The following is a 19,162-nucleotide window of genomic DNA, read 5'->3' on the forward strand; positions in this document are numbered from 1 at the left end:
TAGCCCTTGACCGCCTGCCCGAAGGTGCGCACGATGAGGGGCAGGGACTTGACAAGGCTGAGGATGCCGCCCGCGGCGACCGCTCCCGCGCCGATATATTTGATATAGCTGTTCCAGATGTCGGTGGACGCCATCTTGGAGATCGGCTTGAGGCCGGGGAAGAGCAGGACGTCCCCGCCGAAGAGGGCGATGAGGGGCATGAGCACCAGCCAGCTCACAACGCCGCCCGCCATCATATAGGAGGCGATGCGCGGCCCGCAGATGTAGCCGACGCCGAGCAGCGCGGGCAGGACGTCGACCCCGACGCCCGCGCCGCGGTAGCTGCCGATCTCATAGTGCACCTCGCTGGGGAAGAGCTTGAGCCCGTCCGCGATGAACTTGTAGAGCGCGGCCAAGCCCAGCCCCGCGAAGACGGTGCCCGCCTTGGAGCCGCCCTGTTCGCCCGCGAGCAGGACCTCGGCGCAGGCGGTGCCCTCGGGATAGGGGAGCACGCCGTGCTCCCGGACGATGAGCGCCTTGCGCAGCGGCACCATGAAGAGCACGCCGAGCACGCCGCCGCACAGCGCAATCATTGAAATTTCCACGAGGGAGGGCGCGCTGCCGCCCCACTCCTTCATCCACATGAACATGGCGGGCAGGGTGAAAATCGCGCCGGCGGCGACCGATTCGCCCGCCGAGCCGATCGTCTGGACCATGTTATTTTCGAGGATGGAGTCCCGCCGCAGCAGCACGCGGATGATCCCCATCGAGATGACCGCCGCGGGGATCGAGGCGGACACGGTCATGCCGACGCGCAGCCCGAGATAGGCGTTCGCGCCGCCGAAGAGCACCGCCAGCAGGCAGCCGAGCAGCAGCGAGACGACGGTGAATTCGGGCGCGACCCGGTCGGCGGGTACAAAGGGTTTGAAATCCGGTTTTTCTTCCATGAAAAAACCCCTTCCTGATTGGATACGCCCCCGCGAAAACGCAGGGGGGAACGGGGCCGTCCGCCCCGCCGTACACAGTCAGGAAGGGGAGACAGCCCTACAGCGCCTCGATCGCGTTGGCGAGGATCTGGTAGTTCTTCCAGATCGACTCGAGCGCCCAGTTTTCATTGGTCTTGTGGTAGGTGACCTCCTCGCCGGGGAAGAGCGCGCCGAACGCCACCGCGTTTTTGAAGGCGCGCGCGTAGGTGCCGCCGCCCGTCGAGGCGGGCGGGTCGTCCCGGCCGGTGCACTCTTTGTAAACCGCCTGCAGGGTGGCCACGAGGGGGGAGTCCTTTTCCACGTAGAGGGGAGGCTGGAAGAACTCGTTCTCCACCGAGAAGCCGAACGGCGCGACGGCCTTTGCGAGCGCCTCCACCACCTGCGCGTCGGTGAAGGTCACCGGCACGCGGATGTCGCATTTGAGCTCGGCGGAGCGGGCGTCCACCTTGGCGATCGAGGGATTCACCGTTAGTCTGCCCGAAGGCTCGTCGGAAAATGCGACGCCGAATTTTTCGGGCCCCGCGTTTTCCATAAGACGGAGGAAGGGATGGTCGATCCCCTTGGCGCGCAGCTCGTCGCAGAGCTTCACAAGCGCGTTGACGCCGAGATGGGGGGCCATCGCGTGGGACGCCTTTCCCGCCGCCTCGTAACGGACGCCGCCGGCCTCCGCTTCCGCGTGCGCAGGCACGACGTTGTAGGCGTTCGGACAGGAGATCGAAAGGGGCTTCACGCCCTCGTCGAGCGCGCGGTAAATGCGCACGTGCAGGATGCCCTTTTCCGCATAGGTGACGGGATACTCGGAGTCGGGGGTGAAGGCGCAGTCGGGGGCCTCCTCGGTTTTGCGGTAGCGGGCCATGCACCGCCAGTCGCCCGCCTCCTCGTCGCCGCCGAGGATGAGGCGCACCCGCTTGCCGGGCGTGAGACCGCTGTCCGCGACCGCCTTCATGGCGTAGAGGGCGGTCATGGCGGGGCCCTTGTCGTCGCAGGCGCCGCGCCCGTAGAGGCGGCCGTCGATCACGGTGCCGTCGAAGGGGGGCGCGAGCCAGCCGTCCTCCTCGACGGGGACGGTGTCCACGTGGGCGATGATGCCGACGAGCCGGCTGCCCTCGCCCATCTCGATCCAGCCGCAGTAGCCGTCGAGGTTTTTGGTGCGGAAGCCGAACTTCCGGCCGAGCGCCAGCATGTATTCGAGCGCGTCGTATACGCCCTTGCCGAGCGGCGCTTCGTCGGTGACGGGGCCGCAGCCGCCGTTGACGCTCTTGATCTGTAAGAGCCCCCGCAGATCGGCGAGGAACTGTTTTTCATTCAGAGGATAATGTTTCATGTCCAGGCTCCTTTTGTTGGGATATTGTTAGGGTTGCCGTACTTTCCTAGAATATCACAAACCGTTCCGCATTTCCAGCCGCTTGCGCCAAAAGGCCCTTTTGCGGTAAAATACCCGTAGCAAGGATAGAGGGGGAAACGCGATGGTGCGTCCTGCAAAACCGGACGAGCTCGGCAGGATTCTGGAGATTTACGCGGCGGCCCGGCGGTATATGGCGGAAAACGGCAACCCGGCGCAGTGGGGGAGCTCCTATCCGCGTCGGGAGCTGCTCGAGGAAGACCTCAGGCGCGGGCAGCTTTACGTCGTCACGGAGGGCGATAAGATCCACGGCGCGTTCGTGCTGGCGCTGGGGGAGGAGACGACCTATGCGGAGATGGAAAACGGGGCGTGGGAGCATGACGGGCCCTACGGCACGATCCACCGGGTCGCCGGCGACGGCACGGGAAAGGGCGTCTTCGCCCAGTGCGTGGCGTATTGCCGGGGGCGGATGGAGTGCCTGCGGATCGACACCCATGAAAGGAACGGCACGATGCGGCATCTGATCGAAAAGCACGGCTTCGCGCGGCGCGGCGTCATCCATGTGGAGGACGGCAGCCCGCGGATCGCGTATGAATTTAACGGGGCTTCGGGAGAAAACGGGTAAATTTGGCGTGTTGACTTTTGGGCCAGCGTGGGGTAGAATAGGAAGAGAACGTATGTTCTATGGAGGATCACCCACATGGACCTGATGGAAAAACTGGAAATTCTTTCAGACGCCGCCAAGTACGACGCGGCCTGCACCTCGTCGGGCGTCGACCGCAAGGGGGAGAAGGGCGGCATCGGAAGCTGCGTAAAGGCGGGCATCTGCCACAGCTTCGCCTCCGACGGCCGGTGCATCTCACTTTTAAAGGTGCTGATGACCAACTCCTGCGTCTACGACTGCAAATACTGCGTCAACCGCCGCTCGAACGACGTGCGCCGCACGGCGTTCACTCCGCGCGAGCTGGCCGAACTGACGATCCAGTTCTATCGCCGCAACTATATCGAGGGGCTCTTCCTCTCGTCGGGCATCCTCAAAAACCCCGATTACACCTGCGAGCGGATGATCCAGGCGCTGGAGATCCTGCGGGGCGAATACCGCTTCGGCGGCTACATCCACGCCAAGGCGATCCCCGGTGCGGACGACCGGCTGATCGCGCGGCTCGGGCTGCTGGCCGACCGTATGAGCGTCAACATCGAGCTGCCGAGCCAGCAGAGCCTGGGGCGGCTCGCGCCCGACAAGTCGAAGGCCGACATTCTGCGCCCGATGGGGCTCATCCAGACGGGCATCGCGGAGAACTCCTCCGACCTCGTGCGCTACCGCCACGCGCCCAAATTCGCGCCCGCGGGCCAGAGCACCCAGATGATCATCGGCGCGACGCCCGACAGCGACCTCCAGATCCTGCGGCTGACCCAGGGGCTCTACAGGAAATACGGGCTCAAGCGGGTGTTTTTCTCGGCGTACATGCCGGTGCAGGAGGACGCGCTGCTGCCCTCCCTCGACACCCGGCCGCCGCTTTTGCGGGAGCACCGGCTCTACCAGGCGGACTGGCTGCTGCGCTTCTACGGCTTCGACGCCTCCGAGTTGCTCGACGAGGGGCACCAGAGCTTCAACCCGCTCGTCGACCCCAAGTGCAACTGGGCGATCAACCACATGGACCAGTTCCCCGTCGAGGTGAACCGCGCCCCCTATGAGATGCTGCTGCGGGTGCCGGGCGTCGGCGTCAAGAGCGCCCAGCGGATCGTGGCCGCGCGGCGGACAAGCACGCTCACCTTCGAAGGGCTCAAGCGCATCGGCGTGGTGCTGAAAAGGGCGCAATATTTCCTGCTCTGCTCGGGGAAGATGGCGGAGGGTCTCGTCGTCACCCCCGACGCGGTGCTGCGCGCGCTCATCTCCGAGCGGGACTACGAGCGGGCGCGGCTGCCGGAGGAGGCGCCCGAGCAGCTTTCGCTCTTTGACCGCAATCCAAGCAGGGAGGACGTGGTGCAGTGCCTGACCGGACAGATCTAGTCTACCTCTGTGAGGAGAGCCTGGAAGGGACGCTCTGCTGCGTCTACGAGAGCTACACCCGCCGGGAGGTCCCTTTCGACATCCTGCCGGAGGGCACGCCCACCCTCTACCCGTCGCGCCCGGTCGTCTCCGACGAGGCCCACGCGGCGCGGGTGTGGCGTTCTCTTCTGAAGCTCGACCCAGAGGCCGCCGCCTGGGTGCGCGACGGCTGGTGCTCCTGCCTGGAGGGCCGGGAATACCGCGCCTACCGGTTTATCCGCGCCCTCTACGCCCACGGCCCGCGCATCATGGGCAATCTCGCGGACCCCGACGTGGGGGAGTTTTTCAAGCTCGTTCGATTCCAGCGCAATGAGGCGCACCTTATGAAGGAGTTTTTGCGGTTCGCCGACTACGGGGGCGCGCTCGTCTCGGTCATCGAGCCGAAGGCGCTCATCCTCGAGAGCCTCGCGCCCCATTTCACCGGCCGCTTCCCCGAGGAGCAGTTCATGATCTTCGACAAGACGCACGGATTCGCCCTCTTCTACCGCCCCTACGAGTGGGTGGTGCGCCCGGTGAGCGAGCTGGCGCTGCCCGTCGCGGACGCACAGGAGCGGAACTTCCGCGCCCTCTGGCGGCGGTATTACGACCGCATCGGCATCGAGGGGCGCTACAACCCCAAGTGCCGGATGACCCACATGTACAAGCGGTTCTGGAAGAACATGCTCGAGATGGACCGCGAGACGGGCGTCCTGCGCGCCGACGAGCGCGCCCCGCTGGACGGCCCGTCCGGACCACCGCTGCGGCTTGAATAGGTGATGGAAGAGGCCCCGCCGGGTTCCCGGCGGGGCCTCTTCTCTATGGGTTGATTCCGGCATAGCCGGTCCGTTCGATCAGCTCCTGCCCCTCAGGAGAGAGGATCCATTCGAGCAGCGCGTCGATCTGCTCGGTGCTCTGGGTGGTGGCGGCGTAGAATTCGCTCGTCAGCGGGTAGCGGCCCGCCCGGATGTTCTCCACCGTGGGCGCGACGCCGTCCACCGCGAGCAGCTTGATGCCCTTGTTGCCGACCAGCTGGTCGGCATAGTAGCGGAAGGAGAAGCCGATCGCGTTCTTGTGGTTGCGGTAGTCGGAGGTCCGCTCGATGATCCCGGACATGAGGTCCTCGACCTGCTCGGTGGGCGGCGTCATCAGGGGCGCGTCCCCCATGAAGCGGACCAGCGCGCTCTGGCTTCCGCTGCCCTGGTTGCGCTGGAAAGCGAGGATCGGCTCGTCGCGTCCGCCGACCTCCTTCCAGTTGGTGATCCCGCCGGAATAGATGCCCCTGATCTCCTCCGAGGTGAGGCTTTCGACGGGGTTATTGCGGTTGACGAAAAAGACGAACCCCTCCCGGCCGATCGGCGTGAAGCGCAGTTCCCGGCCTTCCGCGCGGGCCTCCCCGATCTGTTCCTCCGACGGGTACGCGCCGAACATCACGTCCACCTCGCCTTTGGCGAGCAGAGCGTAGCCGCCGATCGTGTTGTGGAACTGGAAGGGGCCGTCCGCCGCGCCGAGCGGGAGAATGTCGGGCGGATAGACCGCGCCCACAAAGGCGGAATAGACCGGGAACAGGGCGGTCGCGCCGTCCACCACCGGGAGCGGCTCGCCGAGCCGCAGGCTTGCCGGGCCGTCCAGCCGCGCGACCTTGGAATCCTGCGCGAAGGGCAGGTAATCGGCCGTGTCGAAGGGCGCGCCGTCTTCGACCGTCAGGTAGCGGTCGTAGGCGTTGTGTGCGAATTGGACGCCCAGGCAGACGGCGGAAAGCAGGACGACCCCCGCGAAAACGATCCCCACATTCCGCCGGGCCCTGCCCGGACGCAGCAGAATCAGCAGGATGCAGAATACGGCCGCGGCGATCGGCAGCAGGGCGAAGAGGACGGAATAACCGGTGGCCAGGGTCAGCAGGAAAAGATAGAGCGCGGCGATCGGGGCCGCGAACACGAGCAGCAGGATGGCCGCCGTCTGCAAGACGGCGGATGGTTTTCGACCGGAATCGTTCACAGGAGGGCCCCCATTCACAGGTTTCTTGGAACGACTCCATATTACCAGAAAAACGGACGGGCGGCAAGCCTGGAGACGCGGGTGAAAAATCAGGAACGCTCCCACATCGAGGAGAATAGGCTAATAGGGGGCAATCCACAAAGCCCCCGAAATTCAGATAGATTTGGAGAAGAAACCATGAACCAAGATATGATCCCTTTAAACCGCGTGCCGGAAGGGCGCGTCGCACGGGTCATCGACCTGTTTACCACCGGAAATATGCGGCGGAGGCTGCAGGACATCGGACTGATTGAGGGGACCGACGTCGAGTGCCTGCAAAAGAGCCCCGCCGGGGACCCGGTCGCCTATTACATTCGCGGGGCGGTCATCGCGCTGCGCTCGGAGGATTCCCAAAACATACTGGTGCGCTGCAACTAAAACGACGACATAGGGGGAGATTTCAGTGGGCTTAACATCCGGTTCCACGGGAAAACGTGCGGTCGACAGCGGCTTTGTCATCGAAAGGGGCCCGGGCGAACGGGTCATCGCGCTGGCGGGCAACCCGAATGTCGGAAAAAGCACGGTTTTTAACGAGCTGACCGGGCTCAACCAGCATACCGGCAACTGGCCGGGCAAAACGGTCACGAACGCGCAGGGGCGCTATACCCACAAAGGCCGCGAGTACATCATGGTGGACATCCCGGGTACTTATTCGCTGATGGCGCATTCGGTGGAGGAGGAGGTCGCGCGGGACTTCATCTGCTTCGGGGACCCCGACGCGGTGGTGGTCGTGTGCGACGCGACCTGCCTCGAACGCAACATGAACCTCGTCCTCCAGACGCTGGAGATCACCGACCGCGTCGTCGTCTGCGTGAACCTGATGGACGAGGCGCGGAAAAAACACATCGAAATCGACTTTGGAAAGCTCTCGGAGAACCTCGGCGTACCGGTCGTGGGCGCGAGCGCGCGCAGCCGGGAGGGACTCGACGAGCTGATGGACGCCGTGGGACGTGTGGTGGAGAGCGACCGCTGCGAGCCGGTCCGCCTGCGGTATCCGCAGGCGGTGGAGGACGCGCTCGCGCTGCTCGCGCCCGCTGTGGAACCGCTCTGCACGGGCGGGATCCCCGCCCGCTGGATCTCCCTCAAGCTGCTCGCGGACGATACCCAGCTGATCGAAGCGCTGGGAAGCTATCAGAGATGCAACCTCCTCGCCAACGACGGCGTCGCGTCCGCGCTTCAGCGGGCGCGCGCTCTGCTGGCGGGGCAGGGGTTCTCCATTGAAAAGCTGCGGGACATCATCGTTTCCTCCATTGTCCTCCACGCCGAGGAGACCTGTTCGGACGTCGTGACATTCCGCAGGGAGGGCTACAACGACCGCGACCGCCGACTTGACCGTATCCTCACCAGCCGTGCCACCGGCATCCCGGTGATGCTCCTGATGCTCGCCGTCGTCTTCTGGCTGACGATTACCGGCGCGAACTATCCCTCCCAGCTGCTGGCGGACGCCCTCTTCTGGGTGCAGGACCGCCTGACGGAATTCTTCGTCTGGATGGGCGCACCCCTCTGGGTGAACAGCCTGCTGGTCGAAGGGGTTTACAGGGTGCTTGCATGGGTCGTTTCCGTCATGCTGCCCCCGATGGCGATCTTCTTCCCGCTCTTTACTCTCCTGGAGGACTCCGGCTACCTGCCGCGCATCGCCTTCAACCTCGACCGCGGCTTCAAACGCTGCCACGCGTGCGGCAAGCAGGCCCTGACCATGTGCATGGGTTTCGGATGCAACGCGGCGGGGATCACCGGCTGCCGCATCATCGATTCGCCGCGGGAACGCCTGATCGCGATTATCACGAATAATTTTGTTCCCTGCAACGGGCGGTTCCCGACCCTTATCGCAATCATCACGATGTTTTTCGTCGGGGGCGCGATGGGCGCGTTTTCCTCCGTCGTCTCGACCCTGATCCTCACCGCGGTCATCGTGCTCGGCGTGCTGATGACCTTTGCGGTGTCGGCGCTCCTCTCCCGCACGATCCTCAAGGGGGTGCCGTCCTCCTTTACCCTCGAGCTGCCGCCCTACCGCCGTCCGCAGATCGGCAAGGTGATCGTCCGCTCGATCTTCGACCGGACCCTCTTCGTGCTCGGGCGCGCGATTGCCGTCGCGGCGCCGGCGGGGCTCGTCATCTGGGTGATGGCCAACGTCACCGTCGGGGATATGAGCCTGCTGGCCCACTGCGCGGGCTTCCTCGATCCCTTCGCGCGGCTGCTCGGGCTGGACGGTGTGATCCTCATGGCGTTCATCCTCGGGTTCCCGGCCAACGAGATCGTCGTGCCGATTATCATCATGGCCTATCTCGCGACGGGGAGCATCCTCGATTTCGACAATCTCGCACAGCTCAAGACGCTGCTCGTCGACAACGGCTGGACCTGGCTGACGGCGGTGTGCACAATGCTCTTTTCGCTGATGCACTGGCCCTGCTCGACGACCTGCCTGACCATCCGCAAGGAGACGCAGAGCTGGAAGTGGACGGCGGTCTCCTTCCTCGTGCCGACGGTGATCGGCATGATCGTCTGCTTCCTCGTCGCGGGCGTGGCCCGGCTGCTCGGGCTGGCATGACAAAAAAGCGTCCCGCATTCAAGCGGGACGCTTTTTCACAGGTCCTTGACGAAGCCGCGCAGGACCTCGCAGGAGGCATGAAATTTTTCCTCCTCGGCGCCGGTGAGGGGGAGGCGGACGATTTCCTGGACCCCACCGCGCCCGATGACCGCGGGCACCCCGCAGAAGACGCCGTATTCCCCATACTCCCCCTCGAGCAGGGTGGAGACGGGGATGATGCGGTTTTCGTCGTGCAGGATGCACTTGATGATGCCCGCGGCGGTGGTGGCGATGCCGTAGTAGGTCGTACCCTTGCGCTTGAGGATTTCCCAGCCCGCCTGGACGGTGTCGTGGACGAGCCGGTCGAGGTCGACCCCCTCGAAGCGGCCGGGATTGTCCCGCAGGACCTCGGCAAAGGTCTTGCCGCCCACGGTGACGCGCGACCAGGGGACCATCTGGCTGTCGCCGTGCTCGCCGAACGCGAAGGCGTGGACGCTGCGCGGGTCGACGCCGACCAGCCCGCCGAGGAGCGCCTTGAGGCGGGCGGAGTCGAGCGCGGTGCCGGTGCCGATCACCTGGCTTTTGGGGAGGCCGGAGAGCTTCCAGACATCCTGCGCGATGATGTCCACCGGGTTGGAGACGATGAGGAAGATGCCTGAGAAGCCCGCCTCCATGACCGGCCCGACGATCGAGCGGACGATCTCCTTCGAGAGGCCGAGGGTGTCGAGCCGGGTCTGGCCCTCGCGGGGCGGCGGCCCGGCGGTGATGACGACGATGTCCGCGTCGCCGCAGCCGGCGTACCCGCCGGCCGTCACCCGGATGTTGCGGCCAAGGTAGTCGATGCCGTCCCGCAGGTCCATCATCTCCCCGTGGGCGCGTTCGGCGTCGCGGTCGACGAGCAGGATTTCGTCGCAGAGCCCCTGCGTCAAAAGGCTGAACGCGGTGGAGGAGCCGACGAGTCCCGCCCCGATGATGGCGACCTTGCTGATATGCTGTTTCATGGGATCACCTCGAGAGAATCATTTCTCCCTAGTATGCCCCAATCAGTCGAGCAGATGCTTCGAGCGCCAGTTTCCGCTGCGCCAGCGCAGGAAGGAGACGAGCCCGCGGAAGCACTCGTCGCAGGTCATGGCGATCCAGATGCCGGGCAGCCCGAGCCCGAGGACGACGCCGAGCAGGTAGCCGCCGCCGACCGCGACCGTCCAGACGGTGGTGACGTTGAGGCAGATGGGGAAGCGGATGTCGCCCGCCGTCTGAAGGGCGCGGAATAGGACGATGTTGGCCGCGCGGCCGAGCTCGAGCAGGATTTCGATGCCCATGATCGTGCGGCACATGGAGAGCACCTGCGGGTCGCTTGTAAAGAGCCCGAAGAGCGGCTCGCAGAGCAGGAAGAGCAGCAGCGAGATTACAAAGGAGACGAGCATCGCGGCGCGCAGCGTCGCGTTGACGCGGCGGTCGGTCTCCTCGACTTTTCGCGCGCCCATCAGGTAGCCGACGATGATCTGGGTGGCCTGCGCGATCGCGGACCCGTAGATGTAGGAGAGCATCGCAAACATGTTGGAGTAGGCGCGCGCCGTGATGACGTAGATGGGCAGGGAGTTGCACATCGTCTGGATGACGATCTGGGTCAGGTTGTAGGAGATTGACTCGCCGCCCGAGGGGATGCCGATCTTGAGCAGGCGCTTCAGATGGTCGACGGGGAAGGGCCGCAGGTTCCGGAAGTCGACGGGGGTGCGGATCGTGCGCTTAAAGAGCCAGATGACGATGACGACGCCGACCAGGCGGGACAGGTCGCTCGAGATGGCGGCGCCCGCGACGCCGAGCATGGGGATCGGCCCCATACCGCCGATGAGGACAAAGTTGCCGGCGATGTTCAAAAGGTTGATGACGATCGAGATGAACATCGTCTGCTTGGTGAGGCCGTGCGCGCGGAAGAAGGCGACGAAGGTCAGGTGGATGGCCTGCAGGGGCATGCCGACGCCGATGATGCGCAGGTAGGCGCCCGCCTCGGGCATCAGTTCCGCCGGGACCCCCATCAGCCCGTAGATCTGCGTGGAAAAAAAGGTGAGGGCGACGAAGATGACAAGCGAGAGCGTGACGTTGACCACGAGCGAAACGGTGTAGGTCTGGGCAACCCGCTCGGTGCTGCCCGCGCCGATGTACTGGGTGATCAGGATGGTCGCCGCCATGCAGATGACCGAAAAGGAGATGAGGAGCAGATTGGTGATGACGTTGGCGTTGCCGATCGCCGCGACGGCGGTGGGGGAAGTGCGGGCCACCATCATCTGGTCGACGTTACTGACGAGCATCTGGAGGACCAGTTCGACGAAGATCGGCCAGGTAAGCTGGAAGAGGTACCCGCGCGAATTGACATTTTGATCCATAAGCGTCCCCTGTTCACATCATAATAACGGAGTCATTATAGTACCTGCACGAAAAAAGTCAATGGATTTTCAGCACATCGCACAAATAAAGCGGACAGCACAAAAATGCTGTCCGCTGTAAGCCCGTGGTTCGTTATTTTGACATGAGGTCACAGATGGCGTTGGAGAAGGCGACGGGGTCGTCGATCGACATCCCCTCGATGAGCAGCGCCTGCGAATAGAGCAGGGAGGCGTACTGTTTCAGCTGGTCGCGGCCGCCCTCGTCCGCGTAGAGCTTCCGCATTGCCGCGAAGACGGGGTGGGAGGCGTTGACTTCCAGCACCCGCTCCGCCTTGGGCTTCTGCTCGCCGGGCATCGCGCTGAGCACCTTCTCCATCTCGAGCGAAACCATGCCGTCGCTCGAGAGGCAGACGGGGTGGGATTTGAGCCGGCTGGAGAGGCGCACCTCCTTGACCTTTCCGTCAAGAGCGTCCCGCAGAAAACCGAGCAGGTCCTTGTTCTCCTCGTTCTGCTTTTTGATCTCTTCCTTTTCCTCCTCGGTCTCCAAACCGAGGTCCTTGTCGGCGACCGACTTGAATTCCTTGTCCTCGTACTTGAAAAGCATCCGGAGCGCGAACTCGTCGACGTCGTCGGTGAGGTAGAGGATTTCGTAGCCCTGGTCGCGGAGCAGCTCGGTCTGGGGCAGCAGGCCGATCTTTTCCACCGTTTCGCCGCAGGCGTAGTAGATGTATTTCTGCGACTCCTTCATGCGGCCGACGTACTCCGACAGGGTGACGAGCTTTTCTTCGCTCGACGAGTGGAAGAGCAGCAAATCCTGCAAGAGGTCCTTCTTGGCGCCGTAATCGTTGTAGACGCCGAACTTGAGCTGGAGGCCGAAGTTCTTCCAGAATTTCTCATATTGATCCCGGTCGTTTTTGAGCATCGAAAGCAGCTCGGAGTGGATCTTCTTTTCGAGCCGCCCGGCGATCACCTTGAGCTGGCGGTCGTGCTGGAGCATCTCACGGGAGATGTTGAGGGAGAGGTCCTGCGAGTCGACGAGGCCCTTTACAAAGCTGAAGCAGTCGGGCAGCAGGTCGGCGCACCTGTCCATGATGAGCACGCCCGAGGCGTAGAGCTGGAGCCCCTTCTCGTAGTCGCGGGAGTAGTAGTTGAAGGGGGCGCGGGCGGGGATGAAGAGCAGGGCGTTGTAGGTCGCCGCGCCCTCGGTGGAGCTGTGGATGACGAGCGCCGGGTCCTCGAAGTCGAAGTATTTCTCCTTATAGAAATTGTTGTAGTCCTCATCCTTCAGCTCCGACTTGTTCTTCTTCCAGATGGGCACCATGCTGTTGAGGGTCTCGTGCTCGGTGTAGTCCTCGTATTCGGGCTTGTCCTCGGGGCAGCCCTCCTTGAGACGGCGGGCGGGCATGTCCATGCGGATGGGGTAGCGGATGTAATCGGAGTACCGTTTCACAAGCGCGGAGACGCGGTGCGGGTCGAGAAATTCGTCGTAGTTCTCCTCCCCCTCGTTCTCCTTGAGGGTCAGCACGATCTTTGTGCCGTGGCCGTCCATTTCGCAGGGCTCGATCGTGTAGCCCTCGACGCCGCGGCTCTCCCATTTCCACGCCTCGTCCGAGCCATAGGGACGGCTGTAGACGGTGACGCGGGAGGCGACCATGAACGCCGAATAGAACCCGACGCCGAACTGGCCGATGATGTCAATGTCCTCCTTGTGCTCGCCGTCCTCTTCCTGCTTGAAGGCGAGGGAGCCCGACTTGGCGATCGTGCCGAGGTTGCTTTCGAGCTCGTCCTTCGTCATGCCGCAGCCGTTGTCCGTGATCGTAAGGGTGCGGGCGTCCTTGTCGAGGGCCAACTCGATCGAGAAGTCGTCCCTCGAAAGCCCGGTGAGATTCTCCGAAAGGGAATGGTAGTAGAGCTTGTCGATCGCGTCGGAGGCGTTGGAGATCAGTTCGCGTAAAAAGATCTCCCGGTGGGTGTAGATCGAGTTGATCATCAATTCGAGCAGCCGTTTGCTCTCGGCCTTGAACTGCTTGGTGCGCATGAAACCAGACCTTTCTATCAGAATTTCATTAAAAACGAAAAGTTAGCACTCAATCTGTTTGAGTGCTAACTATACTATAATATAAGTCGCAGGAAAAATCAAGTCTAAATTGTGAACATTTTCGGCAGTAAAACGCGCTCTTTCCGCCACTCATCTTACAGAAGGACAAAAAGGGGGGACCGGCATGGGCCGGATCAATCATCTGCTGAAGTTTGCCTGCATCGCGGCGGCGCTGACACTGCTTGCCGCTTCCCCGGCGCTGACCGCCCGGCCGCCCGAGCCGCCGGCTGAGACGGTCGAGATGCGCCTGCTGCCCGACGACCGCCCGATCCGCGTGACGGGCGACGGCCGGGTTCTCGAACTGCGCGCTCCCGCCGCCGGGCAGCTGCCCTCCCACGGCTTTGACGCGGAGCTGACGCCCGTCTACGACACGGCGGAGCCGGTCGACATCGCGCAGATGCCGGTGCGGGAAACGCCGGAAACGCCGGTTCCCCGCGCCTGCCCGTTTGACGGGGAAGCCGTGTGAAACGCCGGCCGGCATTGGCCGCGGCAGCGCTGACCGTCCGCCGCCCGGGAGCCCGGCTGATCGAATGAGGATAAAAAAGGACCGCCTTACGGCGGTCCTTTTTGTGGTTTAGGATTGGGTATAGGCCTGGCCCGTGTGCTCCTTGTAGTGGTGCGCTTCCTCGAGCATCATGTCCTTGACCTTCATCAGGCGGATCTGGGTGCTGCGTTCGTTCTCGTCGAGCTTCATCGTGATGTACTTGATGTTTTCCCGCAGTTCGGGGATCACGACGTGTTCGAGCGCGTTGACGCGGCGGCGGGTCTTCTCGATCTCGGCCGCCATCAGCTGGCAGGACTTCTCCACCTCGGCCAGCCGCAGCAGGTCGGGCAGGATGTCCGAGAGGGACTTGATCGCGCCGTCGAGGTCGGAGGAGGTGAAGGCGAAGCCGTAGGAATAGATGTTGTTTTCGTCGCCCGAGCGGGTCTTGTACTCGAAGACGGGAATCTCGACGCTCATGACGTTGCGCTCCGACGCCTCGAGGTAAACCTCCTGCATCGGGGCCATCATCGCCACGTTGAGCACCTCGTCGTCCATGCCCGCGCGCGCCAGCACGAAATTCTTGTTGGCGGCGGCGATGCCCGCCTCCACGGTTTCGCGCAGGGCCTTGTTTTCCCGCACCAGCTCGAGGAACTGACGCATCAGCTCGTCGCGCTTATCCTTGAGGAGCTTGTGGCCGCGCGTGGCGGTGACCAGTTTTTTCTTGAGTCTGGTCAGCTCCATGCGGGTCGGGTTCACCTGTGTTTTTGCCACGGTGCATCACCCCTCCTGCTGGCCGTAATACTGATCGAGGAACTTGTCGTCGATACGTTTCAGCTCGCTGCGCGGCAGGATGCGCAGCAGCTTCCAGCCGATGTCGAGGGTTTCCTCGATGTCGCGGTTGGCGTCATAGCCCTGCGAGACGTACTCCTGCTCGAACGCCTCCGCGAACTTGGCGTAGAGCTTGTCGATATCGGTCAGCGCGGCCTCGCCGAGGATGACCATCAGCTCCTTCGCGTCCTTGCCGCGGGAATAGGCGGCGAAGAGCTGGTTCATCGTGTTCGCGTGGTCGGCGCGGGTCTTGCCGGCGCCGATGCCCTTGTCCTTCAGTCGGGAGAGGGAGGGCAGCACGTCGATCGGCGGGGTGACGCCCTTGCGGTAGAGCTCGCGCGACAGGATGATCTGTCCCTCGGTGATGTAGCCGGTGAGGTCGGGGATCGGGTGGGTCTTGTCGTCCTCGGGCATCGTCAGGATGGGGATCATCGTGATCGAGCCGGTCTTGCCCTTCTGGCGTCCGGCACGCTCGTAGAGGGAGGCGAGGTCGGTGTACATGTAGCCGGGATAGCCGCGGCGTCCGGGGACCTCCTTGCGGGCGGCCGAAACCTCGCGCAGTGCGTCGGCGTAGTTGGTGATGTCGGTGAGGATGACTAGCACGTGCATGTTCTTCTCAAACGCGAGGTACTCGGCCGCGGTCAGCGCCATGCGCGGGGTCGCGATGCGCTCGACGGCGGGGTCGTTCGCGAGGTTGATGAAGAGCACGGCGCGGTCGAGCGCGCCCGTCTCGCGGAAGGACTCAATGAAGAAGTTGGACTCCTCGAAGGTGATGCCCATCGCGGCGAAGACGACCGCGAACTGCTCGTCGGTGCCGCGCACCTTCGCCTGGCGCGCGATCTGGGCGGCCAGCTGGGCGTGGGGCAGGCCGGACGCCGAGAAGATGGGCAGCTTCTGGCCGCGGACGAGGGTGTTGAGCCCGTCGATTGCGGAGATGCCCGTCTGGATGAACTCCTGCGGGTAGCTGCGGGCCGCCGGGTTCATCGGCAGGCCGTTGATGTCCATGCGCTTCTCGGGCAGGATCTCCGGGCCGCCGTCAATCGGACGGCCGAGGCCGTCGAAGACGCGGGAGAGCATATCCTCCGAGACGCCCAGCTCCATGCTGCGCCCGAGGAAGCGGACGCGGGAGTTGGAGAGGTTGATGCCGGTCGAGGACTCGAAGAGCTGGACCAGCGCGTCGCTGCCGTTGATCTCCAGCACCTTGCAGCGGCGCTTTTCGCCGCTGGCAAGCTCGATCTCGCCCAGCTCGTTGAAGGTGACGCCCTCCACGCCGCGGACCAGCATCAGGGGGCCTGCGACCTCCTGTATGGTACGATATTCCTTCGGCATTAGAACTCCTCCTTCTGTTTGGCCGCGAGCTCGGCGATCTCACTGGCGAGCTCCCGCTGGATCGACTCGTACTCCGGTCCGATCTGGTCGGGCAGGATGTACTTGAAGCGGCCGATCTGCTCGCGCACCGGCAGGTTGACGAGGGAATCGACCGGGATGCCCTTGGAGAGGCCCTCGACCGCCGCGTCGTAATAGTCGAGCACGAGCTTCATCATCGTGAACTGTTTGGGCAGCGGGGTGTAGGTGTCGACGTCGTGGAAGGAGTTCTGGTGCAGGAAGTCCTCACGGATCGACCGCGCGGCCTCCAGCTTGATGCGGTCGGGCGCGGACAGCGCGTCCATGCCGACGAGCTGGACGATCTCCTGCAGCTCCGATTCCTCCTGCAACAGCAGCATCATCCGCTGGCGCAGGGAGGACCACTCGGCCGCGACGTTCTCATTGAACCATTTCTCGGTGGTATCAGTGTAAAGGGAATAGCTTGTCAGCCAGTTGATGGCGGGGAAGTGGCGCTGGTAGGCCAGCTGGGCGTCGAGGCTCCAGAAGACCTTGACGATGCGCAGCGTCGCCTGCGAAACCGGCTCGGAGATGTCGCCGCCCGGAGGGGAAACGGCGCCGATTGCCGAAAGGGAGCCCTCGCGGCCCTCGGAACCGAGCGTGATGACGCGGCCGGCGCGCTCATAGAACTGCGCGAGGCGGCTGCCGAGGTAGGCGGGGTAGCCCTCCTCGCCGGGCATCTCCTCGAGTCGGCCGGACATCTCGCGCAGGGCTTCCGCCCAGCGGGAGGTCGAGTCGGCCATCAGCGCGACCGAGTAGCCCATGTCGCGGAAATATTCGGCGATCGTGATGCCGGTGTAGATTGACGCCTCGCGCGCCGCGACGGGCATATCCGACGTGTTCGCGATCAGCACGGTGCGCTCCATCAGGCTGCGGCCCGTTTTCGGGTCCTTCAGCTCGGGGAACTCGTTGAGCACGTCGGTCATCTCGTTGCCGCGCTCGCCGCAGCCGATGTAGACGACGATGTCCGCCTCGGCCCATTTCGCCAGCTGGTGCTGGATGACCGTCTTGCCCGAACCGAACGGACCGGGGACGGCGGCCACACCGCCCTTGGCGATGGGGAAGAGGGCGTCGATGACGCGCTGGCCGGTGACCAGCGGCATGTCGGGGGAGAGTTTTTCCTTATAGGGGCGGCCGCGGCGGACCGGCCAGCGCTGCATCAGCGTCAGGGGCTGCTCGGTCCCGTTGGCCGTCTCGATGACGGCGACCGTCTCGGTGATGTTGTAGTCGCCCTCTTCGATCGATTTGATCGTGCCGACGACCCCCACGGGGGCCATGATCCTGTGCAGGACGATCTCCGTCTCCTGCACGGTGCCGATCACGTCGCCCGCGACAATCGCGTCGCCCTGGCGGACGACGGGGGTGAAGTGCCATTTCTTCTCCCGGTCGAGGGAGGGGACTTCGACGCCGCGCGCGAGTGAGTTGCCGATCTTCGCGCGGATCTCCTCCAGCGGGCGCTGGATGCCGTCGTAGATATTCGAGATGAGGCCGGGGCCGAGCTCGACACTCATCGGCACGCCGGTCGATTCCACCGGCTCGCCGGGGCCGAGGCCGGAGGTCTCCTCATAGACCTGGATCGACGCCTCGTCGCCGTGGATCTCGATGATCTCGCCGATGAGGCGCTGCCCGGAAACGCGCACCACGTCGAACATGTTGGCGTCGCGCATCCCCTCGGCGATGACCAGCGGGCCGGCCACCTTTTTGATCGTACCTTTGCTCATAGCTTGCTTTCACCTGCTCTATTCCGGTTTCGGAGGCCCCGCCGCTGCGGGGTCCGCGAAAGCCCTATTTTGCCGGCGGTCAGTTGCCGCCGAAGATGATGTCGGAGCCAACTGCCTGCTCCACCGATTTTTTCACGTTCCGGATGCCCATGCCGGTGTTCCCCGAGACGCCGGGGATGGGGATGATGGCGGGGAGGCGCTGGGCGCGGTAGCGGTCGATCTCCGTTTCGAGCTGGGCGGCGAGCGCCTCGGTGACGTAGACCACCGCGTAATCGCCCTCCGCGAGCCTGCGCAGCTGCTTTGCGGCCTCGACTGGGTCGGTGACCGGGAAGGTGTCCAGGCCGAGCGCCGCGAAACCGTAGATGCTGTCCCGGTCCCCCATGACTGCTGTCCTATACATACATCTCCCTGATCCTTTCCCGGATCGACGCCTCCGGCAAATCGTTGAGCTTGCCGGAGAGGATAATCCGCACGCACTTGATCTCGTTTTCCCGCCCGAGGATATAGGCGGCGAGCGGTCCGATGCCGAACGCCTGGAACTGCTGCGGGCGGATCGACTCGATGATCACGTTGTCGCACCACCGCTCGAACGCGGAGGGCGACTGCTCGAGCGCCGAGACGGCGGCCGCGTAGTCGGTCGTGGAGAGGTAGTCGCTGACCGCCTCGAGGCTGTCGGCGGCCGCGCGCGCGAGCTGGTAGACGTCGAGCGACCGGCAGGGCGCCAGCGCGCGGCGGATGAATTCGAGGGACTTGCCCGTCTTCTGGCAGCGCACGGCGGTCTTGATGTCCGCCGCCGCGACGGTGAGCTCGGCATATTTGGCGATCAGCTCACTGTCGCTCTCCCGCCCGGCGCGCTCGATCGCTTCGAGCGCGGCGCGGTCGATGACGATGTCGCAGAGCTGGCCGTCCCGGGTCTGGGAGAGGGCGGTATACGCCTCCTCGGCCGGGGCGCGCATCGCCTCGGGCAGCAGGCCGAATTCCTTCTGGCGCACGGCGTCGAGGATCGCGCGATAGTCGACCGTCCCGTGTGAAATGAAGATGCCGAAGTCCTCTTCGCCGGTGCAGACCAGCTTGACCGCGGCCTTGAGATTGTGGTAGTCGTTGGCGTAGAGGAAGACGTCGAAGACCGACATGTCCTCCACCAGCTCCCCGATCAGGCTCCAGGTCTTCTCCCGCTCGGCCGCGAGCATGCGCTCGGCGCCGATTCCGGGCTCGCCGTCCCCCCAGCCGCGGTCGGCCAGCAGGCGCATGCACTCGTCGTAGCTTTTGGCCGCGAGCAGCTGTTCGATCGCCTGTGAGTTGAGGAGGGAGAGCTCCTTGGAGCGGATACGCGCAACGGCATAGGTATATAACGAATCGGACATTGC

General features: G+C 64.1%; 17 protein-coding genes. 6 read left to right on the forward strand and 11 right to left on the reverse strand.

Annotated elements, in window-relative coordinates; translation table 11 throughout:
• The coding region (locus tag ACZO3G_RS07265; RefSeq protein WP_486846995.1) for an OPT family oligopeptide transporter at nucleotides 1-926 on the reverse strand (926 nt) is incomplete at its 3' end.
• A 97-nt stretch (nucleotides 927-1,023) separates the two neighbouring features.
• Nucleotides 1,024-2,289, reverse strand: a complete 1,266-nt coding sequence (locus ACZO3G_RS07270) for a Sapep family Mn(2+)-dependent dipeptidase (RefSeq protein ID WP_101550424.1) — start codon at nucleotides 2,287-2,289, stop codon at nucleotides 1,024-1,026.
• Between the two features lie 142 nt (nucleotides 2,290-2,431).
• Between ACZO3G_RS07270 and ACZO3G_RS07275 the strand changes: the two genes are divergently transcribed.
• The 3 genes from ACZO3G_RS07275 to ACZO3G_RS07285 all read left to right on the forward strand — a co-directional run bounded on the left by ACZO3G_RS07275 (nucleotide 2,432) and on the right by ACZO3G_RS07285 (nucleotide 5,109).
• Nucleotides 2,432-2,932, forward strand: a complete 501-nt coding sequence (locus tag ACZO3G_RS07275; protein WP_276870293.1) for a GNAT family N-acetyltransferase — start codon at nucleotides 2,432-2,434, stop codon at nucleotides 2,930-2,932.
• Between the two features lie 75 nt (nucleotides 2,933-3,007).
• A complete protein-coding gene (locus ACZO3G_RS07280; protein ID WP_276870291.1) occupies nucleotides 3,008-4,318 on the forward strand; it encodes a putative DNA modification/repair radical SAM protein in 1,311 nt (436 codons plus the stop codon).
• Nucleotides 4,297-5,109 (forward strand): TIGR03915 family putative DNA repair protein, encoded by an 813-nt coding sequence (locus tag ACZO3G_RS07285; RefSeq protein WP_276870287.1) that lies wholly within the window; start codon nucleotides 4,297-4,299, stop codon nucleotides 5,107-5,109. The genes ACZO3G_RS07280 and ACZO3G_RS07285 overlap by 22 nt, the downstream gene beginning before the upstream one ends.
• Nucleotides 5,110-5,152: 43 nt before the next feature.
• On the opposite strand, the gene ACZO3G_RS07290 is transcribed toward ACZO3G_RS07285, so the two are convergent.
• Nucleotides 5,153-6,331, reverse strand: coding sequence for a PstS family phosphate ABC transporter substrate-binding protein (locus ACZO3G_RS07290; RefSeq protein WP_276870285.1), 1,179 nt, complete (start codon nucleotides 6,329-6,331; stop codon nucleotides 5,153-5,155).
• 177 nt (nucleotides 6,332-6,508) lie between these two features.
• On the opposite strand from ACZO3G_RS07290, the gene ACZO3G_RS07295 reads away from it, so the two are divergent.
• Nucleotides 6,509-6,748, forward strand: a complete 240-nt coding sequence (locus ACZO3G_RS07295) for a FeoA family protein (protein ID WP_101550434.1) — start codon at nucleotides 6,509-6,511, stop codon at nucleotides 6,746-6,748.
• A 25-nt stretch (nucleotides 6,749-6,773) separates the two neighbouring features.
• Complete coding sequence (gene feoB / locus ACZO3G_RS07300; RefSeq protein WP_276870283.1) at nucleotides 6,774-8,918, forward strand: ferrous iron transport protein B; 2,145 nt, start codon at nucleotides 6,774-6,776, stop codon at nucleotides 8,916-8,918.
• A 35-nt stretch (nucleotides 8,919-8,953) separates the two neighbouring features.
• Here feoB and ACZO3G_RS07305 read toward each other — a convergent pair whose 3' ends face one another.
• From ACZO3G_RS07305 to htpG, 3 genes are all read right to left on the reverse strand, one after another.
• Entirely contained in the window at nucleotides 8,954-9,898 is a 945-nt protein-coding gene (locus tag ACZO3G_RS07305) for an L-lactate dehydrogenase (RefSeq protein ID WP_276870282.1), read from the reverse strand.
• A gap of 42 nt (nucleotides 9,899-9,940) precedes the next feature.
• Nucleotides 9,941-11,281: an MATE family efflux transporter gene (locus ACZO3G_RS07310; protein WP_101550439.1), complete on the reverse strand. Its 1,341-nt coding sequence runs from the start codon at nucleotides 11,279-11,281 to the stop codon at nucleotides 9,941-9,943.
• A gap of 133 nt (nucleotides 11,282-11,414) precedes the next feature.
• Nucleotides 11,415-13,319: a molecular chaperone HtpG gene (htpG, locus tag ACZO3G_RS07315; RefSeq protein WP_101550441.1), complete on the reverse strand. Its 1,905-nt coding sequence runs from the start codon at nucleotides 13,317-13,319 to the stop codon at nucleotides 11,415-11,417.
• Between the two features lie 184 nt (nucleotides 13,320-13,503).
• Between htpG and ACZO3G_RS07320 the strand changes: the two genes are divergently transcribed.
• A complete protein-coding gene (locus tag ACZO3G_RS07320) occupies nucleotides 13,504-13,845 on the forward strand; it encodes a hypothetical protein (protein WP_276870279.1) in 342 nt (113 codons plus the stop codon).
• Between the two features lie 108 nt (nucleotides 13,846-13,953).
• Here ACZO3G_RS07320 and ACZO3G_RS07325 read toward each other — a convergent pair whose 3' ends face one another.
• The 5 genes from ACZO3G_RS07325 to ACZO3G_RS07345 all read right to left on the reverse strand — a co-directional run bounded on the left by ACZO3G_RS07325 (nucleotide 13,954) and on the right by ACZO3G_RS07345 (nucleotide 19,159).
• The gene (locus tag ACZO3G_RS07325; RefSeq protein ID WP_101550445.1) at nucleotides 13,954-14,634 is read right to left on the reverse strand and encodes a V-type ATP synthase subunit D; all 681 of its coding nucleotides are present in this window, start codon (nucleotides 14,632-14,634) and stop codon (nucleotides 13,954-13,956) included.
• 6 nt (nucleotides 14,635-14,640) lie between these two features.
• Complete coding sequence (locus tag ACZO3G_RS07330; RefSeq protein ID WP_121585540.1) at nucleotides 14,641-16,020, reverse strand: V-type ATP synthase subunit B; 1,380 nt, start codon at nucleotides 16,018-16,020, stop codon at nucleotides 14,641-14,643.
• Nucleotides 16,020-17,795 carry a V-type ATP synthase subunit A gene (locus tag ACZO3G_RS07335; protein ID WP_276870276.1) on the reverse strand — a complete coding sequence of 592 codons (1,776 nt, stop codon included), beginning with the start codon at nucleotides 17,793-17,795 and terminating at the stop codon, nucleotides 16,020-16,022. Before ACZO3G_RS07335 ends, ACZO3G_RS07330 begins: the two co-directional genes overlap by 1 nt.
• A 79-nt stretch (nucleotides 17,796-17,874) precedes the next feature.
• The gene (locus ACZO3G_RS07340; RefSeq protein ID WP_101550451.1) at nucleotides 17,875-18,195 is read right to left on the reverse strand and encodes a V-type ATP synthase subunit F; all 321 of its coding nucleotides are present in this window, start codon (nucleotides 18,193-18,195) and stop codon (nucleotides 17,875-17,877) included.
• Nucleotides 18,188-19,159, reverse strand: a complete 972-nt coding sequence (locus tag ACZO3G_RS07345; RefSeq protein WP_101550453.1) for a V-type ATPase subunit — start codon at nucleotides 19,157-19,159, stop codon at nucleotides 18,188-18,190. Before ACZO3G_RS07345 ends, ACZO3G_RS07340 begins: the two co-directional genes overlap by 8 nt.
• Between the last annotated feature and the right edge of the window lie 3 nt (nucleotides 19,160-19,162).

It is taken from the genome of Anaerotruncus sp. (assembly GCF_057433415.1).

What these genes read in the sequence shown, in the direction of transcription:
- ACZO3G_RS07310 (WP_101550439.1), bottom strand. Translation starts at nt 11,281, where the DNA reads ATGGATCAAAATGTCAATTCGCGCGGGTACCTCTTCCAGCTTACCTGG.
- htpG (WP_101550441.1), bottom strand. Translation starts at nt 13,319, where the DNA reads ATGCGCACCAAGCAGTTCAAGGCCGAGAGCAAACGGCTGCTCGAATTG.
- ACZO3G_RS07345 (WP_101550453.1), bottom strand. Translation starts at nt 19,159, where the DNA reads ATGTCCGATTCGTTATATACCTATGCCGTTGCGCGTATCCGCTCCAAG.
- ACZO3G_RS07270 (WP_101550424.1), bottom strand. Translation starts at nt 2,289, where the DNA reads ATGAAACATTATCCTCTGAATGAAAAACAGTTCCTCGCCGATCTGCGG.
- ACZO3G_RS07340 (WP_101550451.1), bottom strand. Translation starts at nt 18,195, where the DNA reads ATGTATAGGACAGCAGTCATGGGGGACCGGGACAGCATCTACGGTTTC.
- ACZO3G_RS07280 (WP_276870291.1), top strand. Translation starts at nt 3,008, where the DNA reads ATGGACCTGATGGAAAAACTGGAAATTCTTTCAGACGCCGCCAAGTAC.
- ACZO3G_RS07295 (WP_101550434.1), top strand. Translation starts at nt 6,509, where the DNA reads ATGAACCAAGATATGATCCCTTTAAACCGCGTGCCGGAAGGGCGCGTC.
- ACZO3G_RS07305 (WP_276870282.1), bottom strand. Translation starts at nt 9,898, where the DNA reads ATGAAACAGCATATCAGCAAGGTCGCCATCATCGGGGCGGGACTCGTC.
- ACZO3G_RS07275 (WP_276870293.1), top strand. Translation starts at nt 2,432, where the DNA reads ATGGTGCGTCCTGCAAAACCGGACGAGCTCGGCAGGATTCTGGAGATT.
- ACZO3G_RS07320 (WP_276870279.1), top strand. Translation starts at nt 13,504, where the DNA reads ATGGGCCGGATCAATCATCTGCTGAAGTTTGCCTGCATCGCGGCGGCG.
- ACZO3G_RS07330 (WP_121585540.1), bottom strand. Translation starts at nt 16,020, where the DNA reads ATGCCGAAGGAATATCGTACCATACAGGAGGTCGCAGGCCCCCTGATG.
- ACZO3G_RS07335 (WP_276870276.1), bottom strand. Translation starts at nt 17,795, where the DNA reads ATGAGCAAAGGTACGATCAAAAAGGTGGCCGGCCCGCTGGTCATCGCC.